The organism is Streptococcus mitis, from assembly GCF_047465045.1.
In the GTDB taxonomy this organism is placed as follows: domain Bacteria; phylum Bacillota; class Bacilli; order Lactobacillales; family Streptococcaceae; genus Streptococcus; species Streptococcus mitis_DT.
Window position 1 is genome coordinate 14,151 of the sequence record NZ_JASHAR010000019.1, and the last position, 26,787, is coordinate 40,937.

9 protein-coding genes and 1 pseudogene are annotated in these 26,787 nt (G+C 41.3%); 7 read left to right on the plus strand and 3 right to left on the minus strand.

The features are described from left to right. Nucleotides 1–43 precede the first annotated feature (43 nt). Nucleotides 44–889, plus strand: a complete 846-nt coding sequence (locus QM409_RS09160; RefSeq protein WP_084925626.1) for an undecaprenyl-diphosphate phosphatase — start codon at nucleotides 44–46, stop codon at nucleotides 887–889. A 32-nt stretch (nucleotides 890–921) separates the two neighbouring features. On the opposite strand, the gene dinB is transcribed toward QM409_RS09160, so the two are convergent. Next, nucleotides 922–1,983 (minus strand): DNA polymerase IV, encoded by a 1,062-nt coding sequence (gene dinB / locus QM409_RS09165; RefSeq protein WP_084925628.1) that lies wholly within the window; start codon nucleotides 1,981–1,983, stop codon nucleotides 922–924. A 390-nt stretch (nucleotides 1,984–2,373) separates the two neighbouring features. Here dinB and pflB point away from each other — a divergent pair, with 390 nt between their 5' ends. From pflB to QM409_RS09180, 3 genes and pseudogenes are all read left to right on the plus strand, one after another. Further along, nucleotides 2,374–4,689, plus strand: a complete 2,316-nt coding sequence (pflB, locus tag QM409_RS09170; RefSeq protein ID WP_049532477.1) for a formate C-acetyltransferase — start codon at nucleotides 2,374–2,376, stop codon at nucleotides 4,687–4,689. 684 nt (nucleotides 4,690–5,373) lie between these two features. After that, nucleotides 5,374–6,657 (plus strand): annotated as a pseudogene (ltrA, locus tag QM409_RS09175) (group II intron reverse transcriptase/maturase). A gap of 480 nt (nucleotides 6,658–7,137) precedes the next feature. After that, nucleotides 7,138–9,243, plus strand: coding sequence for an ATP-dependent Clp protease ATP-binding subunit (locus QM409_RS09180; RefSeq protein ID WP_414305568.1), 2,106 nt, complete (start codon nucleotides 7,138–7,140; stop codon nucleotides 9,241–9,243). 175 nt (nucleotides 9,244–9,418) lie between these two features. On the opposite strand, the gene QM409_RS09185 is transcribed toward QM409_RS09180, so the two are convergent. Both QM409_RS09185 and QM409_RS09190 read right to left on the minus strand, forming a co-directional pair. Beyond that, nucleotides 9,419–9,901 carry an S-ribosylhomocysteine lyase gene (locus QM409_RS09185; RefSeq protein ID WP_000032547.1) on the minus strand — a complete coding sequence of 161 codons (483 nt, stop codon included), beginning with the start codon at nucleotides 9,899–9,901 and terminating at the stop codon, nucleotides 9,419–9,421. 94 nt (nucleotides 9,902–9,995) lie between these two features. Continuing rightward, nucleotides 9,996–11,480 (minus strand): DUF1846 domain-containing protein, encoded by a 1,485-nt coding sequence (locus tag QM409_RS09190; RefSeq protein WP_150922788.1) that lies wholly within the window; start codon nucleotides 11,478–11,480, stop codon nucleotides 9,996–9,998. 152 nt (nucleotides 11,481–11,632) lie between these two features. On the opposite strand from QM409_RS09190, the gene QM409_RS09195 reads away from it, so the two are divergent. The 3 genes from QM409_RS09195 to QM409_RS09205 form a co-directional block, all read left to right on the plus strand. Then, complete coding sequence (locus QM409_RS09195) at nucleotides 11,633–13,243, plus strand: glycoside hydrolase family 13 protein (protein WP_414305567.1); 1,611 nt, start codon at nucleotides 11,633–11,635, stop codon at nucleotides 13,241–13,243. Nucleotides 13,244–13,654: 411 nt separating this feature from the next. Next, a complete protein-coding gene (locus tag QM409_RS09200; RefSeq protein ID WP_414305566.1) occupies nucleotides 13,655–19,945 on the plus strand; it encodes a SpGH101 family endo-alpha-N-acetylgalactosaminidase in 6,291 nt (2,096 codons plus the stop codon). Between the two features lie 142 nt (nucleotides 19,946–20,087). Further along, nucleotides 20,088–26,787: beta-N-acetylglucosaminidase domain-containing protein (locus QM409_RS09205; RefSeq protein ID WP_414305565.1), on the plus strand; the 6,700-nt coding region annotated here is incomplete at its 3' end.

A 26,787-nucleotide genomic window follows, 5' to 3' on the forward strand; every position in this document is an offset into this window, starting at 1 on the left:
TGAAAAAATATGCTATAATGGAAGATAGAAAAAGGAGTAATCTATGTATCTTATTGAAATTTTAAAATCTATCTTCTTCGGGATTGTTGAAGGAATTACGGAATGGTTGCCGATTTCCAGTACAGGTCACTTGATTTTAGCAGAGGAATTTATCCAATACCAAAATCAAAATGAATCCTTTATGTCCATGTTTAATGTCGTGATTCAGCTTGGTGCGATTTTAGCGGTTATGGTGATTTACTTTAACAAGCTCAATCCTTTTAAATCGACTAAGGACAAGCAGGAAGTTCGTAAGACTTGGAGATTGTGGTTGAAGGTCTTGGTTGCCACTTTACCTTTGCTTGCCGTCTTTAAATTTGATGATTGGTTTGATACCCACTTCCATAACATGGTTTCTGTGGCTCTCATGTTGATTATCTATGGGATTGCCTTTATCTATTTGGAAAAGCGCAATAAAGCGCGTGCTATCGAGCCAAGTGTAACAGAGTTGGACAAGCTTCCTTATACGACAGCCTTCTATATCGGTCTTTTCCAAGTTCTTGCCCTTTTACCAGGGACCAGTCGTTCAGGCGCAACGATTGTCGGTGGTTTGTTAAATGGAACCAGTCGTTCAGTTGTGACAGAATTTACCTTCTATCTTGGGATTCCTGTTATGTTTGGAGCTAGTGCCTTAAAGATTTTCAAATTTATAAAAGCAGGAGAACTCTTGAGCTTTGGGCAATTATTCTTGCTCTTGGTTGCGATGGGAGTCGCTTTTGCAGTCAGCATGGTGGCTATTCGCTTTTTGACCAGCTATGTAAAAAAACACGACTTTACCCTTTTTGGTAAATACCGCATCGTGCTTGGTAGTGTCTTGCTACTTTATAGCTTTGTTCGTTTATTTGTATAAGAAAAACCTTGAAGGGGCAACTCTTCAAGGTTTTAAAATCCAGTCACGGTAATCCCCAATAGGCGGACACCTCTTTCTTTCTCGTTTAATTCTTCATAGAGTTGCAGGGCTATTTGGCTTATCTGACTAGCATCCTGTGTTTTTTGAGCAAGACTTTTTCGTTTAGTAAGAGTTGAAAAGTCCTCGTAGCGGATTTTCAAAATGACAATTTTTCCAGCTTTTTCTTGCTGATTGAGATTGAGAGCGACTCTTTCTGATAGAAGAATCAGCTCTTTTTTGATGTCTTCCTCGGCACGGAGAATCTTTCCATAGGTTTTCTCCTTACCGATTGACTTACGGATGCGATTGGATTTAACTGGGGAATTGTGGATACCACGAGCCTTTCGATACAGGTCATAGCCCAGTCTGCCAAAGCGGTCTATTAGGGTTACTTCAGGGACTTCAAGCAAATCAGCGCCAGTAAAAATACCCATTTGATGCAGACGTTCCACCGTCTTTTTTCCTACTCCATGAAACTTGGAAATATCCATTTGTTTGAGAAAATCCTCAGCCTGATCAGGTAGAATCACTGTCAGACCATGTGGCTTTTGATAGTCACTGGCCATTTTAGCTAAGAATTTGTTGTAAGAAACGCCGGCAGAAGCAGTTAGATGGAGTTCTTGCCAGATATCCTCTTGAATGAGGCGAGCGATTTTGACCGCTGACTTGAGACCGAGTTTATTTTCTGTTACATCCAAATAGGCTTCGTCGATGCTCATGGGTTCAATCAAATCTGTATAGCGCTTAAAAATAGCTCGAATCTGGAGTCCCACAGCTTTGTATTTCTCATAATTTCCTGAGATAAAGACGGCCTGGGGACAACGTTCATAAGCTTCCTTGGAACTCATGGCTGAATGGACACCAAAAGCTCTCGCCTCATAGCTACAAGTGGAAACGACACCACGCCCACCTGTTTGCCGAGGGTCGCTTCCGATAATGACAGGTTTTCCTCTGAGTTTAGGATTATCTCTGATTTCCACCGCAGCAAAAAAGGCATCCATGTCAATATGGATGATTTTTCTTGACAAATCATTTAATAAGGGAAAAATCAACATGCTTAGCACCTTTTTATACTCTTCAAAAATCTCTTCAAACCACGTCAGCTTCGCCTTGCCGTAGGTATATGTTACTGGCTCCGTCAGTCTTATTTACAACCTCAAAGCAGTGCTTTGAGCAGTCTGTGGCTAGCTTCCTAGTTTGCTTTTTGATTTTCATTGAGTATTACTGCTTATTTTCTTTCATTATACCCTTTTTTCTGAAAAAAAGGAAAAAGGACTTCGTTTTTTCAAAAATATAATACAGTTTAGAACAAAATATAGACTGTTTTAGAAAAGAAAGTGTAAAAATAGGGATTTTCCACTTGCTGAAATCGGTTACTGTGTGGTATACTTGTCTCATGAATGTAACAGATGGTTGTTACTAGAAAGAAAAAAGAGGACATTAACATGGTTGTTAAGACAGTTGTTGAAGCACAAGATATTTTTGATAAAGCTTGGGAAGGCTTCAAAGGCGTAGATTGGAAAGAAAAAGCAAGTGTATCACGCTTCGTACAAGCTAACTACACACCTTACGATGGAGACGAAAGCTTCCTTGCAGGACCAACAGAACGTTCACTTCACATCAAAAAAATTGTAGAAGAAACTAAAGCACACTACGAAGAAACTCGTTTCCCAATGGACACTCGTCCAACATCTATCGCTGATATCCCAGCAGGATTTATCGATAAAGAAAACGAAGTTATCTTCGGTATCCAAAACGATGAACTCTTCAAATTGAACTTCATGCCAAAAGGTGGTATCCGTATGGCTGAAACTACTTTGAAAGAAAATGGATACGAACCAGATCCAGCTGTTCACGAAATCTTTACTAAATATGTAACAACAGTTAACGACGGTATCTTCCGTGCTTACACTTCAAACATCCGTCGCGCTCGTCACGCTCACACTGTAACTGGTCTTCCAGATGCATACTCACGCGGACGTATCATCGGTGTTTACGCACGTCTTGCTCTTTACGGTGCAGACTACTTGATGCAAGAAAAAGTAAACGACTGGAATGCAATTGAAGAAATCGATGAAGAAACAATCCGTCTTCGTGAAGAAATCAATCTTCAATACCAAGCATTGCAACAAGTTGTTCGCTTGGGTGACCTTTACGGAGTTGACGTTCGCAAACCAGCGATGAACGTTAAAGAAGCAATCCAATGGGTTAACATCGCCTTCATGTCTGTCTGCCGTGTTATCAACGGTGCGGCTACATCTCTCGGACGTGTACCAATCGTTTTGGACATCTTTGCAGAACGTGACCTTGCTCGTGGTACATTTACTGAATCAGAAATCCAAGAATTTGTTGATGATTTCGTTATGAAACTTCGTACAGTTAAGTTTGCTCGTACAAAAGCTTATGACCAATTGTACTCAGGTGACCCAACCTTCATCACAACTTCTATGGCTGGTATGGGTAACGACGGTCGTCACCGTGTTACTAAAATGGACTACCGTTTCTTGAACACTCTTGACAACATCGGTAACTCTCCAGAACCAAACTTGACAGTTCTTTGGACTGACAAATTGCCATACAACTTCCGTCGCTACTGTATGCACATGAGCCACAAACACTCTTCTATCCAATACGAAGGTGTAACAACAATGGCTAAAGATGGATATGGTGAAATGAGCTGTATCTCATGCTGTGTGTCTCCACTTGACCCAGAAAATGAAGAACAACGCCACAACATCCAGTACTTCGGTGCGCGTGTAAACGTATTGAAAGCCCTTCTTACTGGTTTGAACGGTGGTTACGACGATGTTCACAAAGACTACAAAGTATTTGACATTGAACCAATCCGTGATGAAGTTCTTGAATTCGAATCAGTTAAAGCTAACTTTGAAAAATCTCTTGACTGGTTGACTGACACTTACGTAGATGCTTTGAACATCATTCACTACATGACTGATAAATACAACTACGAAGCTGTTCAAATGGCCTTCTTGCCAACTAAACAACGTGCGAACATGGGATTCGGTATCTGTGGATTTGCTAACACTGTTGATACATTGTCAGCTATCAAATACGCTACAGTTAAACCAATCCGTGACGAAAATGGCTACATCTACGATTACGAAACAATCGGTGAATACCCACGTTGGGGTGAAGATGACCCACGTTCAAACGAATTGGCAGAATGGTTGATCGAAGCTTACACAACTCGTCTACGTAGCCACAAACTTTACAAAGACGCTGAAGCTACAGTATCACTTTTGACAATCACATCTAACGTTGCTTACTCTAAACAAACTGGTAACTCACCAGTTCACAAAGGTGTATACCTCAACGAAGATGGTTCTGTGAACTTGTCTAAACTTGAATTCTTCTCACCAGGTGCTAACCCATCTAACAAAGCTAAAGGTGGATGGTTGCAAAACTTGAACTCACTTTCTAGCCTTGACTTTAGTTATGCAGCTGATGGTATCTCATTGACAACTCAAGTTTCACCTCGCGCTCTTGGTAAGACTCGTGACGAACAAGTTGATAACTTGGTAACAATCCTTGATGGTTACTTCGAAAACGGTGGACAACACGTTAACTTGAACGTTATGGACTTGAACGATGTTTACGAAAAGATCATGTCAGGTGAAGACGTTATCGTACGTATCTCTGGATACTGTGTAAACACTAAATACCTCACTCCAGAACAAAAAACTGAATTGACACAACGTGTCTTCCACGAAGTTCTTTCAATGGATGATGCATTGAGCTAAGATTACATAAAATAATACAAAGGAGGACTAGTTAAACAGCTAGTTCTTCTTTTTGGTACGACGGGCATGTTGTTCATCTGAGGTGTAAGTCCTCCGTGGGCACCCGCTACCGGTGAACCCAATAGCGATTCCCAAGCCTGATTATCGTGAGGTAGCGGGGAGAGGAAGGGATAGCGAAACCGTGGCTCTACAAACAGGAACGTGATAGTAAGGCGTATATAGCGGATAAGGGGGCCTGAAACTCTAAAGTCCAAAAAGCTAGTCGTAACCTATATGCGTAAATTACGAGAGTAATTGAATTCGGACTAAGGTTTGTGTGAAAAAGATAAATCTTCCTAGAGTCTAAAGACTCTGCGTCAGATTTCCTATTTTCACTGTAACCTTTTAACGTCCTCATATCTTGTATAAACGAGGAAAGATGTACGATTTATCCCGTGAGGTCTCATGAGCGCTGAAAGCGTAGTAACAACGAATCATGAGAAGTCAGCCGAGCCCATAGTAGTGAGGAAACTTCTGTAATGGAAGTGGAGCGAAGGGGTGAACAACTAATTGAAGTAATCCTACTTCACTTTTGCCTGTAAAACGAACGGTCTGATAGAACTAGACTCTGTCACGTACTGACTAGATAAAGGTTCACCAATATAAGATGTCCCTCAGGCACCAAAACAAGAAAGGAATACGCACATGTCAAAATTGCTAGATAAGATATTATCACGCGAAAATATGCTGGAAGCTTACAATTAAGTAAAATCCAATAAGGGCTCAGCTGGGATTGATGGAATTACTATCGAAGATATGGATAATTATCTCAGACAAAACTGGCGCCTGACTAAGGAACTGATAAAACAGAGAAAATATAAGCCTCAACCAGTTCTCAGAGTTGAGATTCCCAAACCAAACGGAGGTATCCGTCAACTAGGAATTCCAACAGTTATGGATAGAATGATTCAACAGGCCATTGTTCAAGTCATTAGCCCTATCTGTGAACCCCATTTCTCAGATACGAGTTATGGATTTAGACCAAATAGGTCGTGTGAAAAAGCTATCATGAAGCTCTTAGAGCACTTAAATGACGGCTATGAGTGGATAGTGGATATAGACCTAGAGAAATTTTTCGATACAGTTCTTCAAGATAGATTGATGTCCTTAGTACATAACATTATCGAAGACGGAGATACGGAATCCTTGATTCGTAAGTATCTTCATTCAGGTGTTATCATTAACGGTCAGCGTCATAAAACACTAGTTGGCACGCCACAGGGAGGAAATTTATCTCCTCTCTTATCCAATATCATGCTTAATGAATTGGACAAGGAATTAGAAAAGAGAGGGCTTCGATTTGTACGCTACGCAGATGATTGTGTGATTACGGTCGGAAGCGAGGCCTCCGCTAAACGTGTGATGTATTCATTCAGTCGTTTTATTGAGAAACGGCTAGGTTTGAAAGTAAACATGACCAAGACTAAGACTAAGATTACCAGATCAAGAGAGTTGAAATATCTAGGTTTTGGGTTCTGGAAATCATCAGACGGTTGGAAAAGTCGTCCCCATCAAGATAGTGTTCGGAGATTTAAGCTTAAATTGAAGAAACTAACACAGAGGAAATGGAGTATAGACCTAACAAGACGTATTGAGCAACTGAATTTGTTCATTCGAGGATGGATAAACTATTTCTCATTGGGAAATATGAAAAGTATAGTCACTAGCATAGATGAGCGCTTGCGTACTCGCCTACGAGTGATTATCTGGAAGCAATGAAAGAAGAAATCTAGACGATTATGGGGATTGCTTAAGTTAGGGGTTCCTAAATGGATAGCAGATAAGGTATCTGGCTGGGGCGACCACTATCAATTAGTAGCTTAGAAGTCGGTACTTAAACGTGCGATATCAAAACCAGTCCTTGAAAAACGCGGACTGGTTTCATGTTTGGATTATTACCTTGAACGACATGCGTTAAAAGTTAGTTGAACCGCCGTATGCCGAACGGCATGTACGGTGGTGTGAGAGGGGCTAGAGATTATCCCCTACTCGATTAAAAAATATTGGTCAATTAAAGTCAAATCTCTTGACCTTTTCTGACTAATGTAGTATATTATGAACGTAAGGTAAATGAAAGCCTTACTCGAACGCTTATACTCAATGAAAATCAAAGAGCAAACTAGGAAGCTAGCTGCAGGTTGCTCAAAACACTGTTTTGAGGTTGCAGATAGAGCTGACGTGGTTTGAAGAGATTTTCGAAGAGTATTATTTAAAGTAAAATAGAAAGAGGTGTGTCTATGTTTAATCTAGAAATCTTCAGAAGTAAAGATAGTCTACTCCTGCTTGAAAAAGAAAAACCAGAAATAGTACCTAGAGTAGCGATTTAGCTAGTCTAAATTTTTTAAAACAAAGGTCAAAGATAGTCAATATCAGTAATCATAACTAAGTAAACAAAAAGAGGTAAAGAATATGAACAACAATTTTAATAATTTTAACAACATGGATGATTTGTTTAACCAATTGATGGGTGGTATGCGAGGATACAGTTCTGAAAACCGTCGCTACTTGATTAATGGACGTGAAGTCACACCTGAGGAATTTGCTCATTATCGTGCAACGGGCCAATTGCCAGGAAATGCAGAATCTGATGGACAAATGCAACAACAGGCATCAGGTATGAAACAAGATGGTGTCCTTGCTAAACTTGGTCGTAACTTGACAGCAGAAGCGCGTGAAGGCAAGTTGGATCCTGTTATCGGACGAAACAAGGAAATTCAAGAAACATCTGAAATCCTCTCACGTCGCACCAAGAATAATCCTGTTTTGGTCGGAGATGCAGGTGTTGGTAAGACAGCGGTTGTAGAAGGCCTAGCACAAGCTATTGTGAATGGAGATGTTCCGGCTGCCATCAAGAATAAGGAAATTATTTCTATTGATATCTCAGGTCTTGAGGCTGGTACTCAATACCGTGGTAGCTTTGAAGAAAATGTCCAAAATCTAGTCAATGAAGTGAAAGAAGCAGGAAATATTATTCTCTTCTTTGATGAAATTCACCAAATCCTTGGTGCTGGTAGCACTGGTGGAGATAGTGGTTCTAAAGGGCTTGCGGACATTCTCAAGCCAGCTCTCTCTCGTGGTGAATTGACAGTGATTGGAGCGACAACTCAAGATGAATACCGTAACACCATCTTGAAGAATGCGGCTCTTGCTCGTCGTTTCAACGAAGTTAAGGTCAATGCTCCTTCAGCAGAGGATACCTTTAAAATCCTTCAAGGAATTCGTGACCTTTATCAACAACACCACAATGTCATCTTGCCAGACGAGGTTTTGAAAGCAGCGGTGGATTATTCTGTCCAATACATTCCACAACGCAGCTTGCCAGATAAGGCTATTGACCTTGTCGATGTAACGGCAGCTCACTTGGCAGCTCAACATCCTGTAACAGATGTACATGCTGTTGAACGGGAAATCGAGGCAGAAAAAGACAAGCAAGAAAAAGCAGTTGAAGCAGAAGATTTTGAAGCAGCCCTAAACTATAAAACACGTATCGCAGAATTGGAAAAGAAAATCGAAAACCACACAGAAGATATGAAGGTGACTGCAAGTGTCAACGATGTGGCTGAATCTGTGGAACGAATGACGGGTATCCCAGTGTCACAAATGGGAGCATCAGACATCGAACGTTTGAAAGATATGGCTCATCGTCTGCAAGACAAGGTGATTGGCCAAGACAAGGCAGTTGAAGCTGTAGCTCGTGCCATCCGTCGTAACCGTGCTGGTTTCGATGAAGGCAATCGCCCAATCGGTAGCTTCCTCTTTGTGGGACCAACTGGTGTTGGTAAAACTGAGTTGGCTAAGCAATTAGCTCTTGATATGTTTGGGACCAAGGACGCTATCATCCGTTTGGACATGTCAGAATACAGTGACCGCACAGCCGTTTCTAAGCTGATTGGTACAACAGCAGGCTATGTAGGTTATGATGACAATAGCAATACCTTGACAGAACGTGTGCGTCGCAATCCTTACTCTATCATTCTCTTGGACGAAATTGAAAAGGCTGATCCTCAAGTCATTACTCTTCTCCTCCAAGTCCTCGATGATGGTCGTTTGACAGATGGTCAAGGAAATACAGTGAACTTCAAGAACACAGTTATTATCGCAACATCAAATGCTGGATTTGGCTATGAAGCTAACTTGACAGAAGATGCGGATAAACCAGAACTCATGGATCGTTTGAAACCATTCTTCCGCCCAGAATTCCTTAACCGCTTCAACGCAGTTATTGAGTTCTCACACTTGACGAAGGAAGACCTTTCTAAGATTGTAGACTTGATGTTGGCTGAAGTCAACCAAACCTTGGCTAAGAAAGACATTGACTTGGCAGTCAGTCAAGCGGCTAAAGACTATATCACAGAAGAAGGCTATGACGAAGTCATGGGTGTTCGTCCTCTCCGTCGCGTGGTTGAACAAGAAATTCGTGATAAGGTAACAGACTTCCACTTGGATAATCTAGATGCCAAACATTTGGAAGCCGACATGGAAGATGGCGTTCTAGTTATTCGTGAAAAAGCCTAATACTCTTCGAAAATCTCTTCAAACCACGTCAACTCTATCTGCAACCTCAAAACAGTGTTTTGAGCAACCTGTGGATAACTTCCTAGTTTGCTCTTTGATTTTCATTGAGTATAAGACAAAATTTTGAGAATAAAAAAGAAGGAACCAGCTGAAAAAACTGGTTCCTTTTTTGTGTTTAAATCACATGGCGCTCAAAGGCATCATCTGAAATCCCTTGTTCAAGGATGAGTTTAGCCCATTCTTTAGCTGAAAAGAGGCTGTGATCCTTGTAGTTTCCACAAGATTCGATGGTTGTCCCTGGAACATCTTCCCAAGTAGTAGTTTCAGCGATTTCCTTGAGCGAATCCTTGATAACAGCTGCAATCTCGGCGCTGGTATGGCGTCCCCACATAATCATATGGAAGCCTGTGCGGCATCCAAATGGTGAACAGTCAATCATACCGTCAATGCGGGTACGGATGAGTTTGGCCAAGAGGTGCTCAATAGTGTGAAGGCCAGCAGTAGGGATCGAGTCTTCGTTTGGTTGCACCAAGCGAATATCATAATTGGAGATGATGTCTCCTTTTGGTCCTGTTTCTTCCCCAATCAAGCGAACATAGGGTGCTTTAACAATAGTGTGGTCAAGTTCAAAACTTTCAACAATAACTTCTTTTGACATGGTAAATCCTTTCAGTTTTCTTCTTTCATTATAACACAAAGCTGGCTCCTGAGACAGAGAGAAAACCTCTCCGAGAGTGGAGAGGTTCAAATCTTTACTTACGATACAAGCGATCGTATTGGTAATAAGGGTCAAAGGTTACGTTGATACCCAATTTGCGAAGGACATTCTTGTCTTCATCTGTCAAGATGATGGTTGAGTGGGCTTCGCTTCCTTTGAGGTTGCCAAGCTCTTCCATAGCGCGGGCAGCATCAGGATTTTCTGTAGCTGTGATAGCCAGTGCAATCAAGATTTCATTTGAATGTAGGCGTGGGTTGCGGCTACCTAGATGATCGATTTTAAGACCTTGGATTGGTTTGACAAGTTCAGGTTCGATGAGTTTTACTTCTTTATCAATGTCAGCTGATTTCTTGATAGCATTGATCAAAGCAGCGGCTGTTGGGCCAAAGAGCTCTGAGTTCTTACCAGTCACGATTTCACCAGTTGGCAATTCAAGGGCTAGGGCTGGTCCGCCAGTTTCTTCTGCTTTTTGACGAGCAGCGACAGCAACCTTGCGGTCTGCAGGTGTGATGCCGAGGTCATTCATGAGCAACTCAATTTTCTTGACAGCAGCTTCGCCAACTTTTTCAGCCTTGAAGTCAAGTACAGTTTGATAGTAGCGACGAATGATTTCTTGTTTAGAAGCTTCGACAGCAGCTTCATCATCTGTAATAGCGAAACCAACCATGTTGACACCCATATCTGTAGGAGAAGCGTATGGAGATTTACCAAGGATACGTTCCAACATGCGCTTGAGCACTGGGAAAATCTCGATATCACGGTTGTAGTTGACAGTGGTTTCTCCATAGGTTTGGAGATGGAAAGGGTCAATCATGTTGACATCGTCAAGGTCAGCTGTGGCAGCCTCGTAGGCCAAGTTGACTGGGTGATGAAGGGGAAGATTCCAGACCGGGAAGGTTTCAAATTTAGCGTAACCAGACTTGATACCATTGATTTGGTCGTGGTACATATTGGACATACAGGTTGCCAATTTTCCAGAACCGGGTCCAGGAGCAGTTACGACAATCAAGTTACGACTTGTTTTGATGTAGTCGTTTTTCCCCATACCTTCTGGAGAAATGATATGATCCATATCTGTTGGATATCCTTTGATTGGATAATGAAGATAAGAATCAATCCCGTTTTTCTCAAGTTGGTTGCGGAAGGCATCTGCAGCTGGTTGGCCAGCGTACTGTGTGATGACAACAGAGCCGACAAAAATCCCTAATTCATTGAATTTATCAATCAAACGAAGGACTTCTTGATCATAGGAAATACCCAAATCGCCACGGGCTTTGGAATGTTCGATGTTGCTAGCGTTAATGGCAATCACAACCTCAACCTGCTCTTTCAATTCCTGCAAGAGCTTGATTTTGTTGTCAGGCTCATAACCAGGAAGGACACGAGCAGCGTGGAAATCTTCTAACATTTTTCCACCGAATTCCAAATAGAGCTTGCCGTCGAATTGATTGATACGCTCTAAAATATGGTCACGTTGTAGATTCAAATATTGTTCAGAACTAAAAGCTTGTTTTTTCATTTTTTTACCTCTGACCTCTATTATAATAAAAAATTGGAAGTTAGGAAACTATGGAGTTAAAAAAGGAAGTAAAAAGATTAGGCAAACGCTTGCACAAAAATTAGAAAAGCGCTATCATAGACTATAGATTATTAAAATAATGAGGTAAGAAGATGCAAGAAAAATGGTGGCACAATGCCGTAGTCTATCAAGTTTATCCTAAGAGTTTTATGGATAGCAACGGAGATGGAATTGGTGATTTGCCAGGTATTACTAGTAAGTTGGACTATCTAGCCAAGTTAGGAATCACAGCGATTTGGCTTTCTCCGGTTTATGACAGCCCTATGGACGATAATGGCTACGATATTGCTGATTATCAAGCGATTGCAGCTATTTTCGGAACTATGGAGGACATGGACCAACTGATTGCGGAAGCCAAGAAGCGTGATATTCGCATCATCATGGACTTGGTGGTCAATCATACCTCGGATGAGCATGCTTGGTTTGTCGAGGCCTGTGAAAATCCTGACAGTCCTGAACGTGACTACTATATCTGGCGAGATGAGCCCAATGATTTGGAGTCTATCTTTAGCGGATCTGCTTGGGAATACGATGAAAAGTCAGGTCAATACTATCTCCACTTTTTCAGCAAGAAACAGCCTGATCTCAACTGGGAAAATGAAAAACTTCGCCAGAAAATCTATGAGATGATGAACTTTTGGATTGATAAAGGTATTGGTGGTTTCCGCATGGATGTCATTGACATGATTGGGAAAATTCCTGACGAGAAGGTAGTCAATAATGGTCCTATGCTCCACCCTTATCTCAAGGAGATGAATCAGGCGACCTTTGGAGATAAGAATCTCTTAACAGTAGGGGAAACATGGGGAGCAACGCCAGAAATTGCTAAGCTCTACTCGGATCCAAAAGGGCAAGAGTTGTCTATGGTCTTCCAGTTTGAACATATCGGTCTTCAGTATCAGGAAGGTCAGCCTAAATGGCACTATCAAAAAGAACTGAATATTGCTAAGTTAAAAGAGATTTTCAACAAATGGCAGACAGAATTAGGAGTTGAGGACGGCTGGAATTCGCTCTTCTGGAACAATCATGACCTTCCTCGTATCGTCTCAATATGGGGAAATGACCAGGAATACCGCGAAAAATCTGCCAAAGCCTTCGCAATTTTGCTTCATCTCATGAGAGGAACACCTTATATCTACCAAGGTGAGGAGATTGGGATGACCAACTATCCGTTTGAAACACTGGACCAAGTAGAAGATATTGAATCCCTCAACTATGCGCGTGAAGCTCTTGAAAAAGGCGTTCCGATGGAAGAAATCATGGATAGTATCCGTGTCATTGGTCGCGACAATGCCCGTACTCCGATGCAATGGGATGAGAGCAAAAACGCTGGTTTCTCAACAGGTCAACCTTGGTTGGAGGTGAATCCAAACTATCAAGCAATTAATGTTCAAGAAGCGCTGGCAAATCCAGATTCTATTTTCTATACTTATCAAAAACTCGTTCAAATCCGCAAGGAGAACAGCTGGCTGATTCGAGCTGATTTTGAATTACTGGAGACGGCCGACAAGGTCTTTGCCTATATCCGTAAAGATGGGGACCAACGCTTCCTAATTGTGGCTAACTTGTCCAATGAAGAGCAAGACTTGGCAGTAGAAGGAAATGTTAAATCAGTCTTGATTGAAAACACTGCGGCTCAAGAAGCAGTTGAAAAACAAATCTTAGCTCCATGGGATGCTTTCTGTGTGGAAATAACTGACTAAAAAGTTAGAGAACAACTTAAAATTAAAAAGCTAGAGTTCCGCAAGTGGAAATCTCTAGCTTTTTTGTGGCTGAGAACTATTTTGTCTCAGGTTCTTTTTTTGGAGATAAGGGACTATTGTTCCAGACTCTTTTTATTTTGTGACAATTTCCCCCTATATCTCAGAGCATGGTTTTGTCAGAATAAAGAAGAAATTACTAACTTCCACCTCTAGTACAAGTGGAAGTCACTTAAAGAAAAAATTAGCAATTTTCATCGCTTTTCTATTGCTTTATCTGTCAATATTTGTTATATTAAAAGTGTAATTATTTTTTTATAAACGTTAAGCATTGCACTTTTCAGATAGAAAGGAGTATTTTTCGAACAAGAAATGTAAACGCTTACGGAAATCGATGAAAGGAATTAGGAGTTAATGGATAAACGATTTTTTGAAAAACGCTGTACATACAGTATTCGTAAATTTGCACTAGGTGCTGCTTCAGTTATGATTGGGGCTAGTTTTTTTGCTACTGCTCCAGTAATGGCTAACACACCAACAGTTGGCTCAACAGATAATTTGCCAAGTGAGCTTGCTAATCTGGATAAAAAAGCGAGCGATAATGGACGGGAGTTCGATAAAGAAGCTGCAGCAGCAAATCCGGGTTCTGCTGAAACAACAGATGGACCTAAAACTGAAGAAGAATTACTAGCTCTTGAAAAGGAAAACAAAGAAACTACTGACAAGTTGCCGAAAGAATTGGAAGGCAAAGTTGAAAAAGCTACTGATAATGGCAAAGAGGTAAATAAAGACCAATTAGCTCAAGATACTGGTAGTCTTGTTCCTGACGATGTTGCCAAAACAAAAAATGGAGAATTGAACTATGGCGCTACTGTTAAGATTAAGACTCCATCAGGAGAAGGTAGTGGTATTGTCATTGGTAAGGATCTTGTTTTGACTGTTTCTCACAACTTTATCAAGGATCAACAAGATGGAAATATTCGTAAGGTTGTGGATAATGATAAAGGGGATGGCGATATTTTTAGTATATCCTACCCTGGTTTAGATGATGTAAAATTTAGTAAAAAAGATGTGATTCACTGGGATCGGGATGGCTATCTAAAGGGCTATAAGAACGATTTGGCTCTTGTAAGATTGCGTACAGTTCTTGAAAATGCTCCTGTAGAAGTTACTGAAAAGCCAGTTGTTAAGAAAGTTGGCGATAAAGTCAATATGTTTGGCTATCCTGCTGGCAAGTTAGCGCCAGTTATTAACAGTGCTGTGGATTTTGCTGAATCTTATGGTGAAGGAGTCCAAGGAGTTGGTTATCAAGGTGGACAACCAGGTGCTAGCGGTGGCGGTATCTTTGACACGGATGGTAAATTGATTGGTGTTCATCAAAATGGTGTGGTTGGAGTCCGTAGTGGAGGAATCCTTTTCTCTCCAGCTCAATTAAAATGGATCCAAGATCATATTAAGGGAATCTCTAGTTCAAAACCTGCGAATCTAGAGGAAACTGAAAAACCAGTTGAAGAAAAGCCAAAAGAAGAAAAACCAGCAACAGCTAAGCCAGAGACGCCAAAGGAAGTCACTCCAGAATGGCAAACTGTAGCAAGCAAAGAACAGCAAGGGACTGTAGCCGTTCGTGAAGAAAATGGTGTCCGATACAATAAGCTATCTTCAACAGATCAAAATGACAATGCCAGCAAACCAGCCTTGTTTGAAAAACAAGGATTGACTGTGGATGCGAATGGGAATGCGAATGTGGATCTCACTTTCAAAGAAGAATCTGAAACAGGAAAATCACGTTTTGGAGTCTTCTTGAAATTTAAAGATACAAACAATAATGTCTTTGTTGGATATGATAAATCAGGTTGGTTCTGGGAATATAAGACACCAGGTAGTAGCACATGGTATCAAGGTGGTCGTGTTGCAGCTCCAGTAAATGGATCGGTGAATCATCTGACTATTAGCTTAAAATCAGATGGTCAGCTGAATGCAACAAATAATGATGTAAAACTTTTTGATACAGTTACTTTGCCAGCGGCTGTTAATGAAAATCTTAAAAATGAAAAGAAAATCCTACTTAAAGCTGGTACATATGGTACTGAAAAGACAGTTGTAAATATTAAGACTGACAATCAGGATGGAGTTCAAACTACTGAAGCTACTGCTGAAAAAGAAACTGGAGCGGTAGTAGATGATAGTAACGTGACTTATGATACTATTCAGTCTAAAGTACTAAAAGCGGTGATTGACCAAGCCTTTCCACGTGTTAAGGAATACACACTGAATGGCCATACTTTACCTGGACAGGTTCAACAGTTCAATCAAATATTTATCAATAACCACAAAATCACTCCTGAGGTTACTTATAAGAAAATCAATGAAACAACTGCAGAATATGAAATGAAACTCCGTGATGAGGCTAATCTTATCAATGCGGATATGACAGTTCGTCTGCAAGTTGTGGATAATCAATTGCACTTTGATGTGACCAAGATTGTCAACCACAATCAAGTCACTCCAGGTCAAAAGATTGATGATGAAAGAAAATTGCTCTCTACGATTAGTTTCCTTGGGAATGCTTTAGTTTCTGTTTCAAGTGACCAAGCTGGTGCTAAGTTTGATGGGGCAACTATGTCAAATAATACGCATGTCAGTGGGGATGATCATATCGATGTAACCAATCCAATGAAGGACTTGGCTAAGGGTTACATGTATGGATTTGTTTCTACAGATAAGCTCGCTGCAGGTGTTTGGAGTAATTCTCAAAACAGCTACGGTGGTGGCTCTAATGACTGGACTCGTTTGACAGCCTACAAAGAAACAGTCGGAAATGCTAACTATGTCGGAATTCATAGCTCTGAATGGCAATGGGAAAAAGCTTATAAGGGCATTGTCTTCCCAGAATATACTAAAGAACTTCCAAGTGCCAAGGTTGTAATCACTGAAGATGCTAATGCGGATAAGAAAGTGGACTGGCAAGATGGTGCCATTGCTTATCGTAGTATCATGAACAACCCTCAAGGTTGGGAAAAAGTCAAGGATATCACAGCATATCGTATTGCGATGAACTTTGGTTCTCAAGCACAAAACCCATTCCTTATGACCTTGGATGGTATCAAGAAGATCAATCTCCATACAGATGGTCTTGGACAAGGTGTCCTTCTTAAAGGTTATGGTAGTGAAGGTCATGACTCAGGCCACTTGAACTATGCTGATATTGGTAAACGTATTGGTGGTGTCGAAGACTTCAAGGCTTTGATTGAGAAAGCGAAGAAATATGGAGCTCATCTAGGTATCCACGTCAACGCTTCTGAAACTTATCCTGAGTCTAAATACTTTAACGAAAATATTCTTCGTAAGAATCCAGATGGAAGCTACAGCTATGGTTGGAACTGGTTAGACCAAGGTATCAACATTGATGCTGCTTATGACTTGGCGCATGGTCGCTTAGCTCGCTGGGAAGAATTGAAGAAAAAACTTGGTGAAGGTCTCGACTTTATCTATGTGGACGTTTGGGGCAATGGCCAATCAGGTGATAATGGTGCCTGGGCTACCCACGTTCTTGCTAAAGAAATTAACAAACAAGGCTGGCGCTTTGCAATCGAGTGGGGCCATGGTGGTGAATACGACTCTACCTTCCAACACTGGGCAGCTGACTTGACCTATGGTGGCTACACTAATAAAGGTATCAACAGTGCTATCACGCGCTTTATCCGCAACCACCAAAAAGATTCTTGGGTTGGGGATTACAGAAGTTACGGTGGTGCAGCTAACTATCCACTTCTAGGTGGTTACAGCATGAAAGACTTTGAAGGTTGGCAAGGAAGAAGTGATTACAATGGCTATGTAACTAACTTGTTTGCTCATGACGTCATGACTAAGTACTTCCAACACTTCACTGTAAGTAAATGGGAAAATGGTACACCTGTTACCATGTCTGATAACGGTAGCACCTATAAATGGACTCCAGAAATGCGAGTGGAATTGGTAGATGCTGACAACAATAAGGTAGTTGTGACTCGTAAGTCAAATGATGTCAATAGCCCGCAATACCGTGAACGTACAGTAACGCTCAATGGGCGTGTCATCCAAGATGGATCAGCTTACTTGACTCCTTGGAACTGGGATGCGAATGGTAAGAAACTTCCTGCTGATAAGGAAAAGATGTACTACTTCAATACGCAAGCTGGTGCAACAACTTGGACGCTTCCTAGCGATTGGGCAAATAGCAAGGTTTACCTTTACAAGCTAACTGACCAAGGTAAGACAGAAGAGCAAGAATTAACAGTAAAAGATGGCAAGATTACCCTAGACCTACTAGCAAATCAACCATATGTTCTCTACCGTTCAAAACAAACCAATCCTGAAATGTCATGGAGTGAAGGTATGCATATCTATGACCAAGGATTTAACAGTGGAACTTTGAAACACTGGACTATTTCTGGTGATGCTTCTAAGGCAGAAATTGTCAAATCACAAGGCGCAAATGAAATGCTTCGTATCCAAGGCAATAAGAGCACAGTAAGCCTTACTCAGAAACTGACTGGCTTGAAACCAAATACTAAGTATGCCGTTTATGTTGGCGTTGATAATCGTAGTAATGCTAAGGCAAGTATCACAGTAAATACTGGTGAAAAAGAAGTGACTAGCTATACCAATAAATCACTAGCTCTTAACTATGTTAAGGCCTATGCCCATAATACTCGTCGTGACAATGCTACAGTTGACGATACAAGTTACTTCCAAAATATGTATGCCTTCTTTACAACAGGTTCAGATGTATCAAATGTCACTCTTACTTTGAGTCGTGAAGCTGGTGATGAAGCAACTTACTTTGATGAAATTCGTACCTTTGAAAACAATTCAAGTATGTACGGAGATAATCATGATACAGCTAAAGGAACCTTTAAACAAGACTTTGAAAATGTCGCTCAAGGTATTTTCCCATTTGTAATTGGTGGTATCGAAGGAGTTGAGGATAATCGTACTCACTTATCTGAAAAACATGATCCATATACACAACGTGATTGGAATGGTAAGAAAGTCGATGATGTTATCGAAGGAAATTGGTCATTGAAGACAAATGGGCTAGTTAGCCGTCGTAACTTGGTTTACCAAACAATTCCTCAAAACTTCCGTTTTGAAGCTGGTAAGACTTATCGTGTAACCTTTGAATACGAAGCAGGCTCTGACAATACCTACGCCTTTGTAGTCGGTAAGGGAGAATTCCAATCAGGACGTCGCGGTAATCAAGCAAGCAATTTGGAAATGCATGAATTGCCAAATACTTGGACAGATTCTAAGAAAGCTAAGAAGGTAACCTTCCTTGTAACAGGTGCAGAAACAGGCGATACTTGGGTTGGTATCTACTCAACTGGTAACGCAAGCAATACTCGTGGAGATTCTGGTGGAAATGCGAACTTCCGTGGTTACAATGACTTCATCATGGATAAACTTCAAATCGAGGAAGTCGCTCTAACTGGTAAGATGTTGACAGAAAATGCTCTGAAGAACTACTTGCCAACAGTTGCCATGACCAACTATACTAAGGAATCTATGGATGCCTTGAAGGAAGCTGTCTTTAACCTCAGTCAAGCAGATGATGACATTAGCGTGGAAGAAGCGCGTGCTGAAATTGCTAAGATTGATGCTCTGAAGAATGCCTTGGTACAAAAGAAAACAGCCTTGGTAGCAGAAGACTTTGAAAGTCTAAATGCTCCAGCGCAAGCGGGAGAAGATTTAGCAAATGCCTTTGATGGTAACTTATCAAGTCTATGGCATACGTCTTGGAATGGTGGAGATGTTGGTAAACCTGCAACAATGGTATTAAAAGAAGCGACAGAAATCACTGGATTCCGTTATGTACCACGTGGGTCAGGATCAAATGGTAACTTGCGTGATGTGAAACTTGTTGTGACAGATGAATCTGGTAAAGAACACACTTTCACTGCAACTGATTGGCCAGATAACAACAAACCAAAAGATATTGATTTTGGTAAGACAATCAAGGCTAAGAAAATTGTTTTGACAGGTACTAAGACTTATGGAGACGGTGGTGATAAATATCAAGCAGCTGCTGAACTTATCTTTAGTCGTCCACAGGTTGCAGAAACAGCTCTTGATTTGTCAGGTTATGAAACAGCTTTATCAAAAGCTCAAAAATTGACCAGCAAAGAGCATCAAGAGGAGGTAGCAAGTGTAGTAGCTAGCATGAAATATGCTACGGATAACCATCTCTTGACTGAAAGAATGGTTGCCTACTTTGCAGAATATCTCAACCAACTACAAGATCAGACTACTAAACCTGATGCTCCTACAAGTAGTAAAGGTGAAGAGGCAGCACCAATTCTTGAAGTGCCTGAGTATAAAGGTCCACTTGGAACAGCAGGTGAAGAAGAAGCACCAACACTAGCAACTCAGCCAGAATTTTATGGTGGCGTCAATGCGGTAGAAGCTTTGGTAAACGAAAAGCCAGCTTACACAGGGCTATTGGCTACAGCAGGCGATCAAGCAGCACCAACTATTGAAAAACCTGAGTATCAAATTAGTCAATTGGGACAAGGAAAACTTGCGGAATCTAAAACTTCAGTTTCAACAGAAGATAAGAAGAGATTGCCAGAAACAGGAGAAAGTCAATCGGATACAGCTATCTTCCTAGCTGGCGTCAGTCTTGCCCTATCTGCTGCTGTCCTTGCAACAAAACGTAAAGAAAATTAAAGAAGACTGGATTTTAGAGTTTACAGGAATTAGAATTCAGACAGAAATAACTTAGTTGGAGAGAACCTCTAGGTTCTCTCCATTTTTAAATGGGAAATGAGACCGCTTACTGTAATAAGTGGGAGAAAGGAATAGGAGAAAGATGGATAGACATTTTTTTGAAAGACGCTGCCACTATAGTATTCGAAAATTTGCAATTGGTGCAGCCTCTGTAATGATCGGTGCTAGTATATTTGGTGCAAATGTAGTGCAAGCAGCAGAGACAGTTGGAACACCTGAGAAAGAAGGAACAATCACACAAGCTCAGCCTCTAGATAAGCTGCCGGACGATTTAGCCGCAGCTATTGAAAAGGCTGAAGCAGCAAGTCCAAGTGAAGCTACTGAAACACAACCGACTGAGACAGCAACACAGCCTAAAAATACGGGGGCAGTTACTCCTGAAGCAAAACCAGCTGAAACTGTCACTCCTAAGGAAGAAGTGACTCCGAAACCAGCAGTTACACCTAAAGAAGAGGTAGCTCCAGCTGCAAAACCGTCAGAAACTCCAGTGGCAAAAGATGTGGTTGCAACTCCTGATGTCAATCATTTAGAAAATGCGACTGTTACAGCTTCAAACCAAGAAGCTCAGACACAAAATACTGTAGACAAAGCAATCGATGGCAAACCAGAAACTCACTGGGCAACTGATCGAGATGTTGTGAATCCAACAATCGAATTTAAATTTGAAAAGCCAACCTTGATTAAACATGTTGAGATTGATTGGGATCGCCGTGTTCGTGGTGAACAAAATGACCCAAATATCAAATCATGGAATCTCTATTATGCCGGTCAAGACAATGTTAATGGGTCAGGTCCTGGAGAATGGAAATTGTTTCATAAAAAATCAGGAGAACCAGTCCTTGATGAAAGAGTTGACTTGAAAGAAGCCATTCAAGCAAAGTATCTCAAACTTGAAATTACAGATTATCAAGCTGGTACTAGGCAATGGAAAAATGTGGGTATCCAAGAAATCCGTGCCTACTCAAACATTCCAGATGCCAGTAAACCGACAGATATTCGTCAAGTAACGGAACTAACGGTTGCTGAAGATGGAAAATCACTTGTATTGCCTAAATTGCCTGGTCAAGTTAGTTTGATTGGAAGTAACAAACAAGGAGTGATTGACCTTCAAAATCATATCTATAAGCCTTTAACTGATCAACGCGTTAAGGTTATGGTAGAACAAATTAAAGATTCACATACCTTTACTAAAGAATTTGAAGTAGTCATCAAGGGGCTACATCAGGACGAAGGTGTGGGTGTCAAACCAAAAGTAGCACCAGCTGTTCAACAATGGTATGGAAAAGAAGGTCAATCTTCTATCACTTCAGATACAGTTCTTGCGACGGGGGATTCAGGCTTTGATCAGGCTGCAACCTTCTACCAGTCAGACCTTGCAAGCCGTGGATTGGAACTTGCGACAGGTGACAAGCAGGCTCAAAAACGAATTGAATTTAAAAAAGTTGAAAATAAGGGGTATGGTAAGGAAGGCTATGGCATCACTATCCAAGATGGTGTCATTACCATCGAAGCTGCAACGAACACAGGAGCCTTCTATGCTACTCGTACTCTTCTTCAAATGGGGGAAAGTAATCTCCAAAATGGAGAAATTCGTGATTTCCCAAGCTTCAGTCACCGTGGCTTTATGCTAGATACAGGTCGTAAATTTATCCCTTATGACACCCTTGTAGACATCATGCTCAACATGGCTTACTACAAGATGAACGACTTGCAGTTGCACCTCAACGATAACTATATCTTCCTAAAGGAACACTTGGCAGGTAAGAACCTAACACAAGAAGAAGAGCTTAAGTATGTTCTAGAACATGCTAAGACAGGTTTCCGTGTAGAGACAGATATTGTCGGTAAGAATGGGCAAAAATTAACATCAGATGAGCACTACACCAAGGAAGAAATGCAAAATATCATTAAGCTTGCTAAGGCTTTGCATATCAACCTAGTGCCAGAAATTGATACACCAGGTCATGCTTTGTCCTTTGTTAAAGTGCGTCCAGATCTTATGTATCAAGGTAGTCTAAGTGATTACAGAGGTAAACATAATGTAGAGCGTGTTGCCATGCTTGACTTAGATAAAAAGTATGATGAAACCTTAGCCTTTGTCAAATCAGTTTATGACAAACTCCTAGATGGACCAGATGCACCGCTTCATGGCGTATCCACTGTTCATATCGGTACGGACGAATATTATGGTAGTAGAGAAAGCTATCGCCGTTATGTCAATGATATGATCAAGTACATAAAAGGAAAAGGCTATACGCCACGTATTTGGGGATCGCTCAGTGCAAAACGAGGTAAAACAGCAGTTGATTGGAAAGATGTAGAAGTTGATATTTGGAGTATCGGTTGGCAACAACCAAAAGAAGCCATTGCTCAGGGAGCTAAGATTATTAACATAACATATATTCCAACCTATAGTGTACCAAATGGAGATAATCGTCAAGCAGCTTTTGGAGACTATGCTAACTATGAAGCACAATACAATAGGTGGACACCAAATGATTTCCGAACAGATCATGGTCCACTTCTAGAAGCATCAAATCCAAGTGTAATTGGTGGTGGCCACGCAGTTTGGAATGATAATATTGATCTTCATGAGACAGGTTTGACCTCTTATGATATCTTTAAACGCTTCTTCAAGAGCATGCAAACAACTGCAGAACGCACTTGGGGATCTGACCGTGCGGCTGCGACCTTTGCAGAACGTACCCTACCAACGAGCCCTTATGCGCCACAGTCAAATCCTGATAGAGCGATTGATCAAAGCGACTTGTTTACCATCAATCCTGATACAGTGAAGAACTATGCAAGTAAGAAGGTGAAGACAAGCGATCAGGGATTAGCTTTTGAGAAAGACAGCAGTATCGAAGGCCTGGTAGGTGATGTTGGTCCAAGTCATGTCTTGAAGTTTGATGTAACTGTCACTGGTGACGGCGAACAAACCTTCTCAACAAGTGGAGACAATCGTATCTATCTGGCTGATAAAGATGGCTACCTTGCTTATCAATTTGAACAGTTCCATATCCAATTCAAGAAAAAACTTGAAAAGAATAAACGTTATCAAATCTCTATCGTGACCAAACCACAATCAACGGAATTCTATGTGGATGGTGAGAAGATTGAACGTATCGCAAATCCAGCTCACCCTCGCTTTGCCCACAATAGCTTGGTTCTACCGCTTGAAAGTATCGGTGGGTTTAAAGGAATCTTACACAGTGCTGAGTTGTCAGATAAACCATTTGTAAATCCTCGTTTGATTCCAACAGAGCATTTCACAGTTTCTGCAACTAGTCAAGAAACACCAGGAACAGCGACTGAAGGCGCTGTTGAAAAAGCCTTTGACAATGATCCAAACACCTTCTGGCATACTAAGTGGACTGGTGATACTGCTCCGTACACTCTTTCTATGACCTTGAAAGAAGCAGAAAAAGTTAATGGTTTGACTTATCTTCCTCGTCCAGGTGGTGGAAATGGGGTCGTGACTCGCTACGAGATCTATGCACAAAAAGATGGCCAAATGGTCAAGGTTTCAGAAGGAAACTGGGATAACAACGCCCAAGAAAAAACAGTTAACTTTGCAGCGGTTCATACCAACAAGATTGAGTTGAAAGTTCTAGCAGGTGTTGGAGGATTTGCAAGTGCAGCTGAAGTTCATCTATTGAAACCTATCAAAGAGGGACAAGAAACACCAGAACCAGAACAACCATCTACACCTGAAACTCCAAAAGTAGAGCAAACAGGTGATGGAACAGTTGAATTGGCAGATCAATTCACTGCAAGCAAACCAGCTAGTGAAGACAGCATTGCAGCTGCGAGCAAGAGCGCAGATTATCTCAAGAAAGAGTACAAGGTCTTCCCAACTCCACAAAAAGTGACTTATGGAGAAGGAGTAACAGCTCTTCGTAAGCAAGTCAATCTGGTGATGGGAGATCAACTCGATATCTATACTCGTAATCGCTTGAAGAGTGTCTTGCAGGACAATCAAGTATCCTACACTACTAGTCAATCAGCAGTTACTGGCGCAACTAATATCTATCTGGGAGTGCATGGACGAGGCTCACAAGCAGAACAAAACTTGCCTAACGTTTCAGCAGGTCTCTTTGATAAGATTGATGCCTATGCTTTGACCATCAAGGATAATTCGATTTCCATCGTCGGAAAAGACACAGATGCGGTCTTCTATGGTTTGACAACCTTGAAACACATGCTCAAGGAAAGTCAAGTTCCAGTCCTTCGCAATGTGACAGTGGAAGATTACGCTGAAATCAAGAACCGTGGTTTCATCGAAGGTTACTATGGAAATCCATGGTCTAATGCAGATCGTGCTGAACTCATGCGTTTTGGTGGCGATTTGAAATTAACTCAATACTTCTTCGCACCAAAAGATGATCCATACCACAACAAGAAATGGCGTGAACTTTACCCAGAAGAAAAACTAGCTGAAATTCGTGAACTGGCTCGCGTCGGAAATCAAAGTAAAACTCGCTATGTCTGGACCATCCATCCATTCATGAACAACCGTATCCGCTTTGGTAATGAAGCGCATTACCAAGAAGACTTGGCAACCATCAAGGCTAAATTTACTCAGTTGATGAAAGTGGGTGTCCGTGAATTTGGTATTCTAGCCGATGATGCACCGAGTCCAGTTGGAGGCTACAATAGCTACAACCGCTTGATGCAGGACATGACCAACTGGTTGACAGAAATGCAAAGAACTTATAGTGGTCTTCGCAAAGAAATGATCTTTGTTCCAGGTCAGTATTGGGGTAATGGGCGTGAAGCAGAGTTGAAATCTCTAAATGAAAATCTCCCAAGTTCAACCTCTATGACCTTGACGGGTGGTAAGATTTGGGGTGAAGTTTCTGAAAGTTTCCTATCAACTCTCAAGAACAATCTAACTGCAGGTGGGAAGACTTATCGCCCAGTATCACTTTGGGTGAACTGGCCAGTTACAGATAACTCTAAACAACACTTGATTCTAGGTGGTGGTGAGAAATTCCTTCATCCGAATGTAGATCCAAGCTTGCTGTCTGGTATCATGTTGAACCCAATGCAACAGTCTGAACCATCTAAGATTGCCCTCTTTGCTGGAGCTCAATATACATGGAAACAGTGGAAATCAGAAGAAGAAGCTAAGAAACTCAATGACATTGCCTTCAACTTTGTTGAAAATGGCCATTTTGAAGATAGCAAGGTATTAGCAGCCTTCCGCGAACTCGGTAAGCACATGATCAACCAAAACATGGACGGTCGTGTCGTTAAACTAGAAGAATCAGTTGAATTAGCTCCAAAATTGACAGACTTCATGACTAAGCTCAAAGCGGGTCAGGATGTAACTGCAGAGCGTGTAGCCTTGCGTGCAGAATTTGCCAAGATTAAAGAAGCAGCTGAACTTTATAAAGCATCAGGTGATCAAAAAATGGTTGCACAAATCCACTATTGGTTGGATAATGCAATCGACCAAATGAATGCCCTTGATGCCTTCCTAACAGGAACAGAGGCTATGACTACAAATGATGCAGCCAAACTTTGGGACAGCTACTATAAAGGTTTGAAATTGTATGAACAGTCTCAAACTCATACCTTCCATTATGTAGACCATCTTGAAAAGGCTGAATTGGGTGTTCAACATATCCGTCCATTTATCCTATCTTTGAAAGAAGTTCTAGCGTCTGAAGTTCAAAAAGTCTTGCACCCTGATAAAATCATCAGCACCTTTATTACCAATCGAACAGGTGTAGAAGGTGGTTTGGCAGAAGTAACGGATGGTGACTTGGCAACTCATGCCTTGATTAAATCACCAAGTAGTATCAAGACAGGTGATTATATCGGTATGAAATTCAACAAACCGGTAGATATCCAAACCTTGACCTTTGCTATGGGAACTCAGGCAAATCCACATGATACCTTTAGCAAGGCTGAAGTGCAGTATTTGGATGAAAATGATAACTGGGTAACCTTGAAAGAGCCAAGCTATGTCGGAAATGAATCTCTTCTTAAATTTGAGAATCTCCATATTAAGGCTAAGGCAGTTCGTATGGTTGCGACAGAAGATCGTGAAAATACCTGGTTTGCGGTTCAGGAAATTGCAGTCAACCGTCCAGTTGAAAAAGCACGTGGCCAACAAGCGACGACAGTTAGTCTTAGCTCAAACTTAGTTTACAAGCTAAATACCTCAGCCCGTCAAATCACTGATGGCAAGGACAATACAGAAGCCATGATGGCAAATGCTGACGGCAGCAATACGACTCCAGTAGATGCCTGGGCACAACTTGACCTAGGTGAAGTTAAGTCAGTGACTAAAGTTCGTCTTCGCCAAGGAACTGATGATAAACTTGCCACAGGTGTACTTGAGTACTCTACAGATGGAATTGCGTGGCAAGAATTAGATCGTTTGGCAGGAGAACAAACTAAGGAAGTGACTAGAGCTATCAATGCTCGTTACATCCGAGTGCGAAATACCAAGGCAAGTGACATTTGGTGGCGTATCCAAGACTTCTCTGTTGAGACACGTTCTGGAAATAGCGATTTAACAGACACCAACGTGGATGCCTTGAAGGAAACACCAGTAGTGGATAGCTTGGGTAGTTACGAGCTTCAAATTCCAGCTGGAACCAAACTTCCTGCTCATAGCTATCTAGGTATGAAGCTTGATCGTATCCATCAAGTTAACAGTATCCAGCTACAAGGTCAAACCAACCCAGTACTCAGTCTAGAGTACTCTGCAAATGCGCAAGAATGGACGCCAGCTAGTCAGTTGACAGACAGAACTGTCGCAACGCACT

Coding starts and splice junctions, on each gene's coding strand:
- QM409_RS09160 (WP_084925626.1), top strand. CDS start 44: ATGTATCTTATTGAAATTTTAAAATCTATCTTCTTCGGGATTGTTGAA.
- dinB (WP_084925628.1), bottom strand. CDS start 1,983: ATGTTGATTTTTCCCTTATTAAATGATTTGTCAAGAAAAATCATCCAT.
- pflB (WP_049532477.1), top strand. CDS start 2,374: ATGGTTGTTAAGACAGTTGTTGAAGCACAAGATATTTTTGATAAAGCT.
- QM409_RS09180 (WP_414305568.1), top strand. CDS start 7,138: ATGAACAACAATTTTAATAATTTTAACAACATGGATGATTTGTTTAAC.
- QM409_RS09185 (WP_000032547.1), bottom strand. CDS start 9,901: ATGTCAAAAGAAGTTATTGTTGAAAGTTTTGAACTTGACCACACTATT.
- QM409_RS09190 (WP_150922788.1), bottom strand. CDS start 11,480: ATGAAAAAACAAGCTTTTAGTTCTGAACAATATTTGAATCTACAACGT.
- QM409_RS09195 (WP_414305567.1), top strand. CDS start 11,633: ATGCAAGAAAAATGGTGGCACAATGCCGTAGTCTATCAAGTTTATCCT.
- QM409_RS09200 (WP_414305566.1), top strand. CDS start 13,655: ATGGATAAACGATTTTTTGAAAAACGCTGTACATACAGTATTCGTAAA.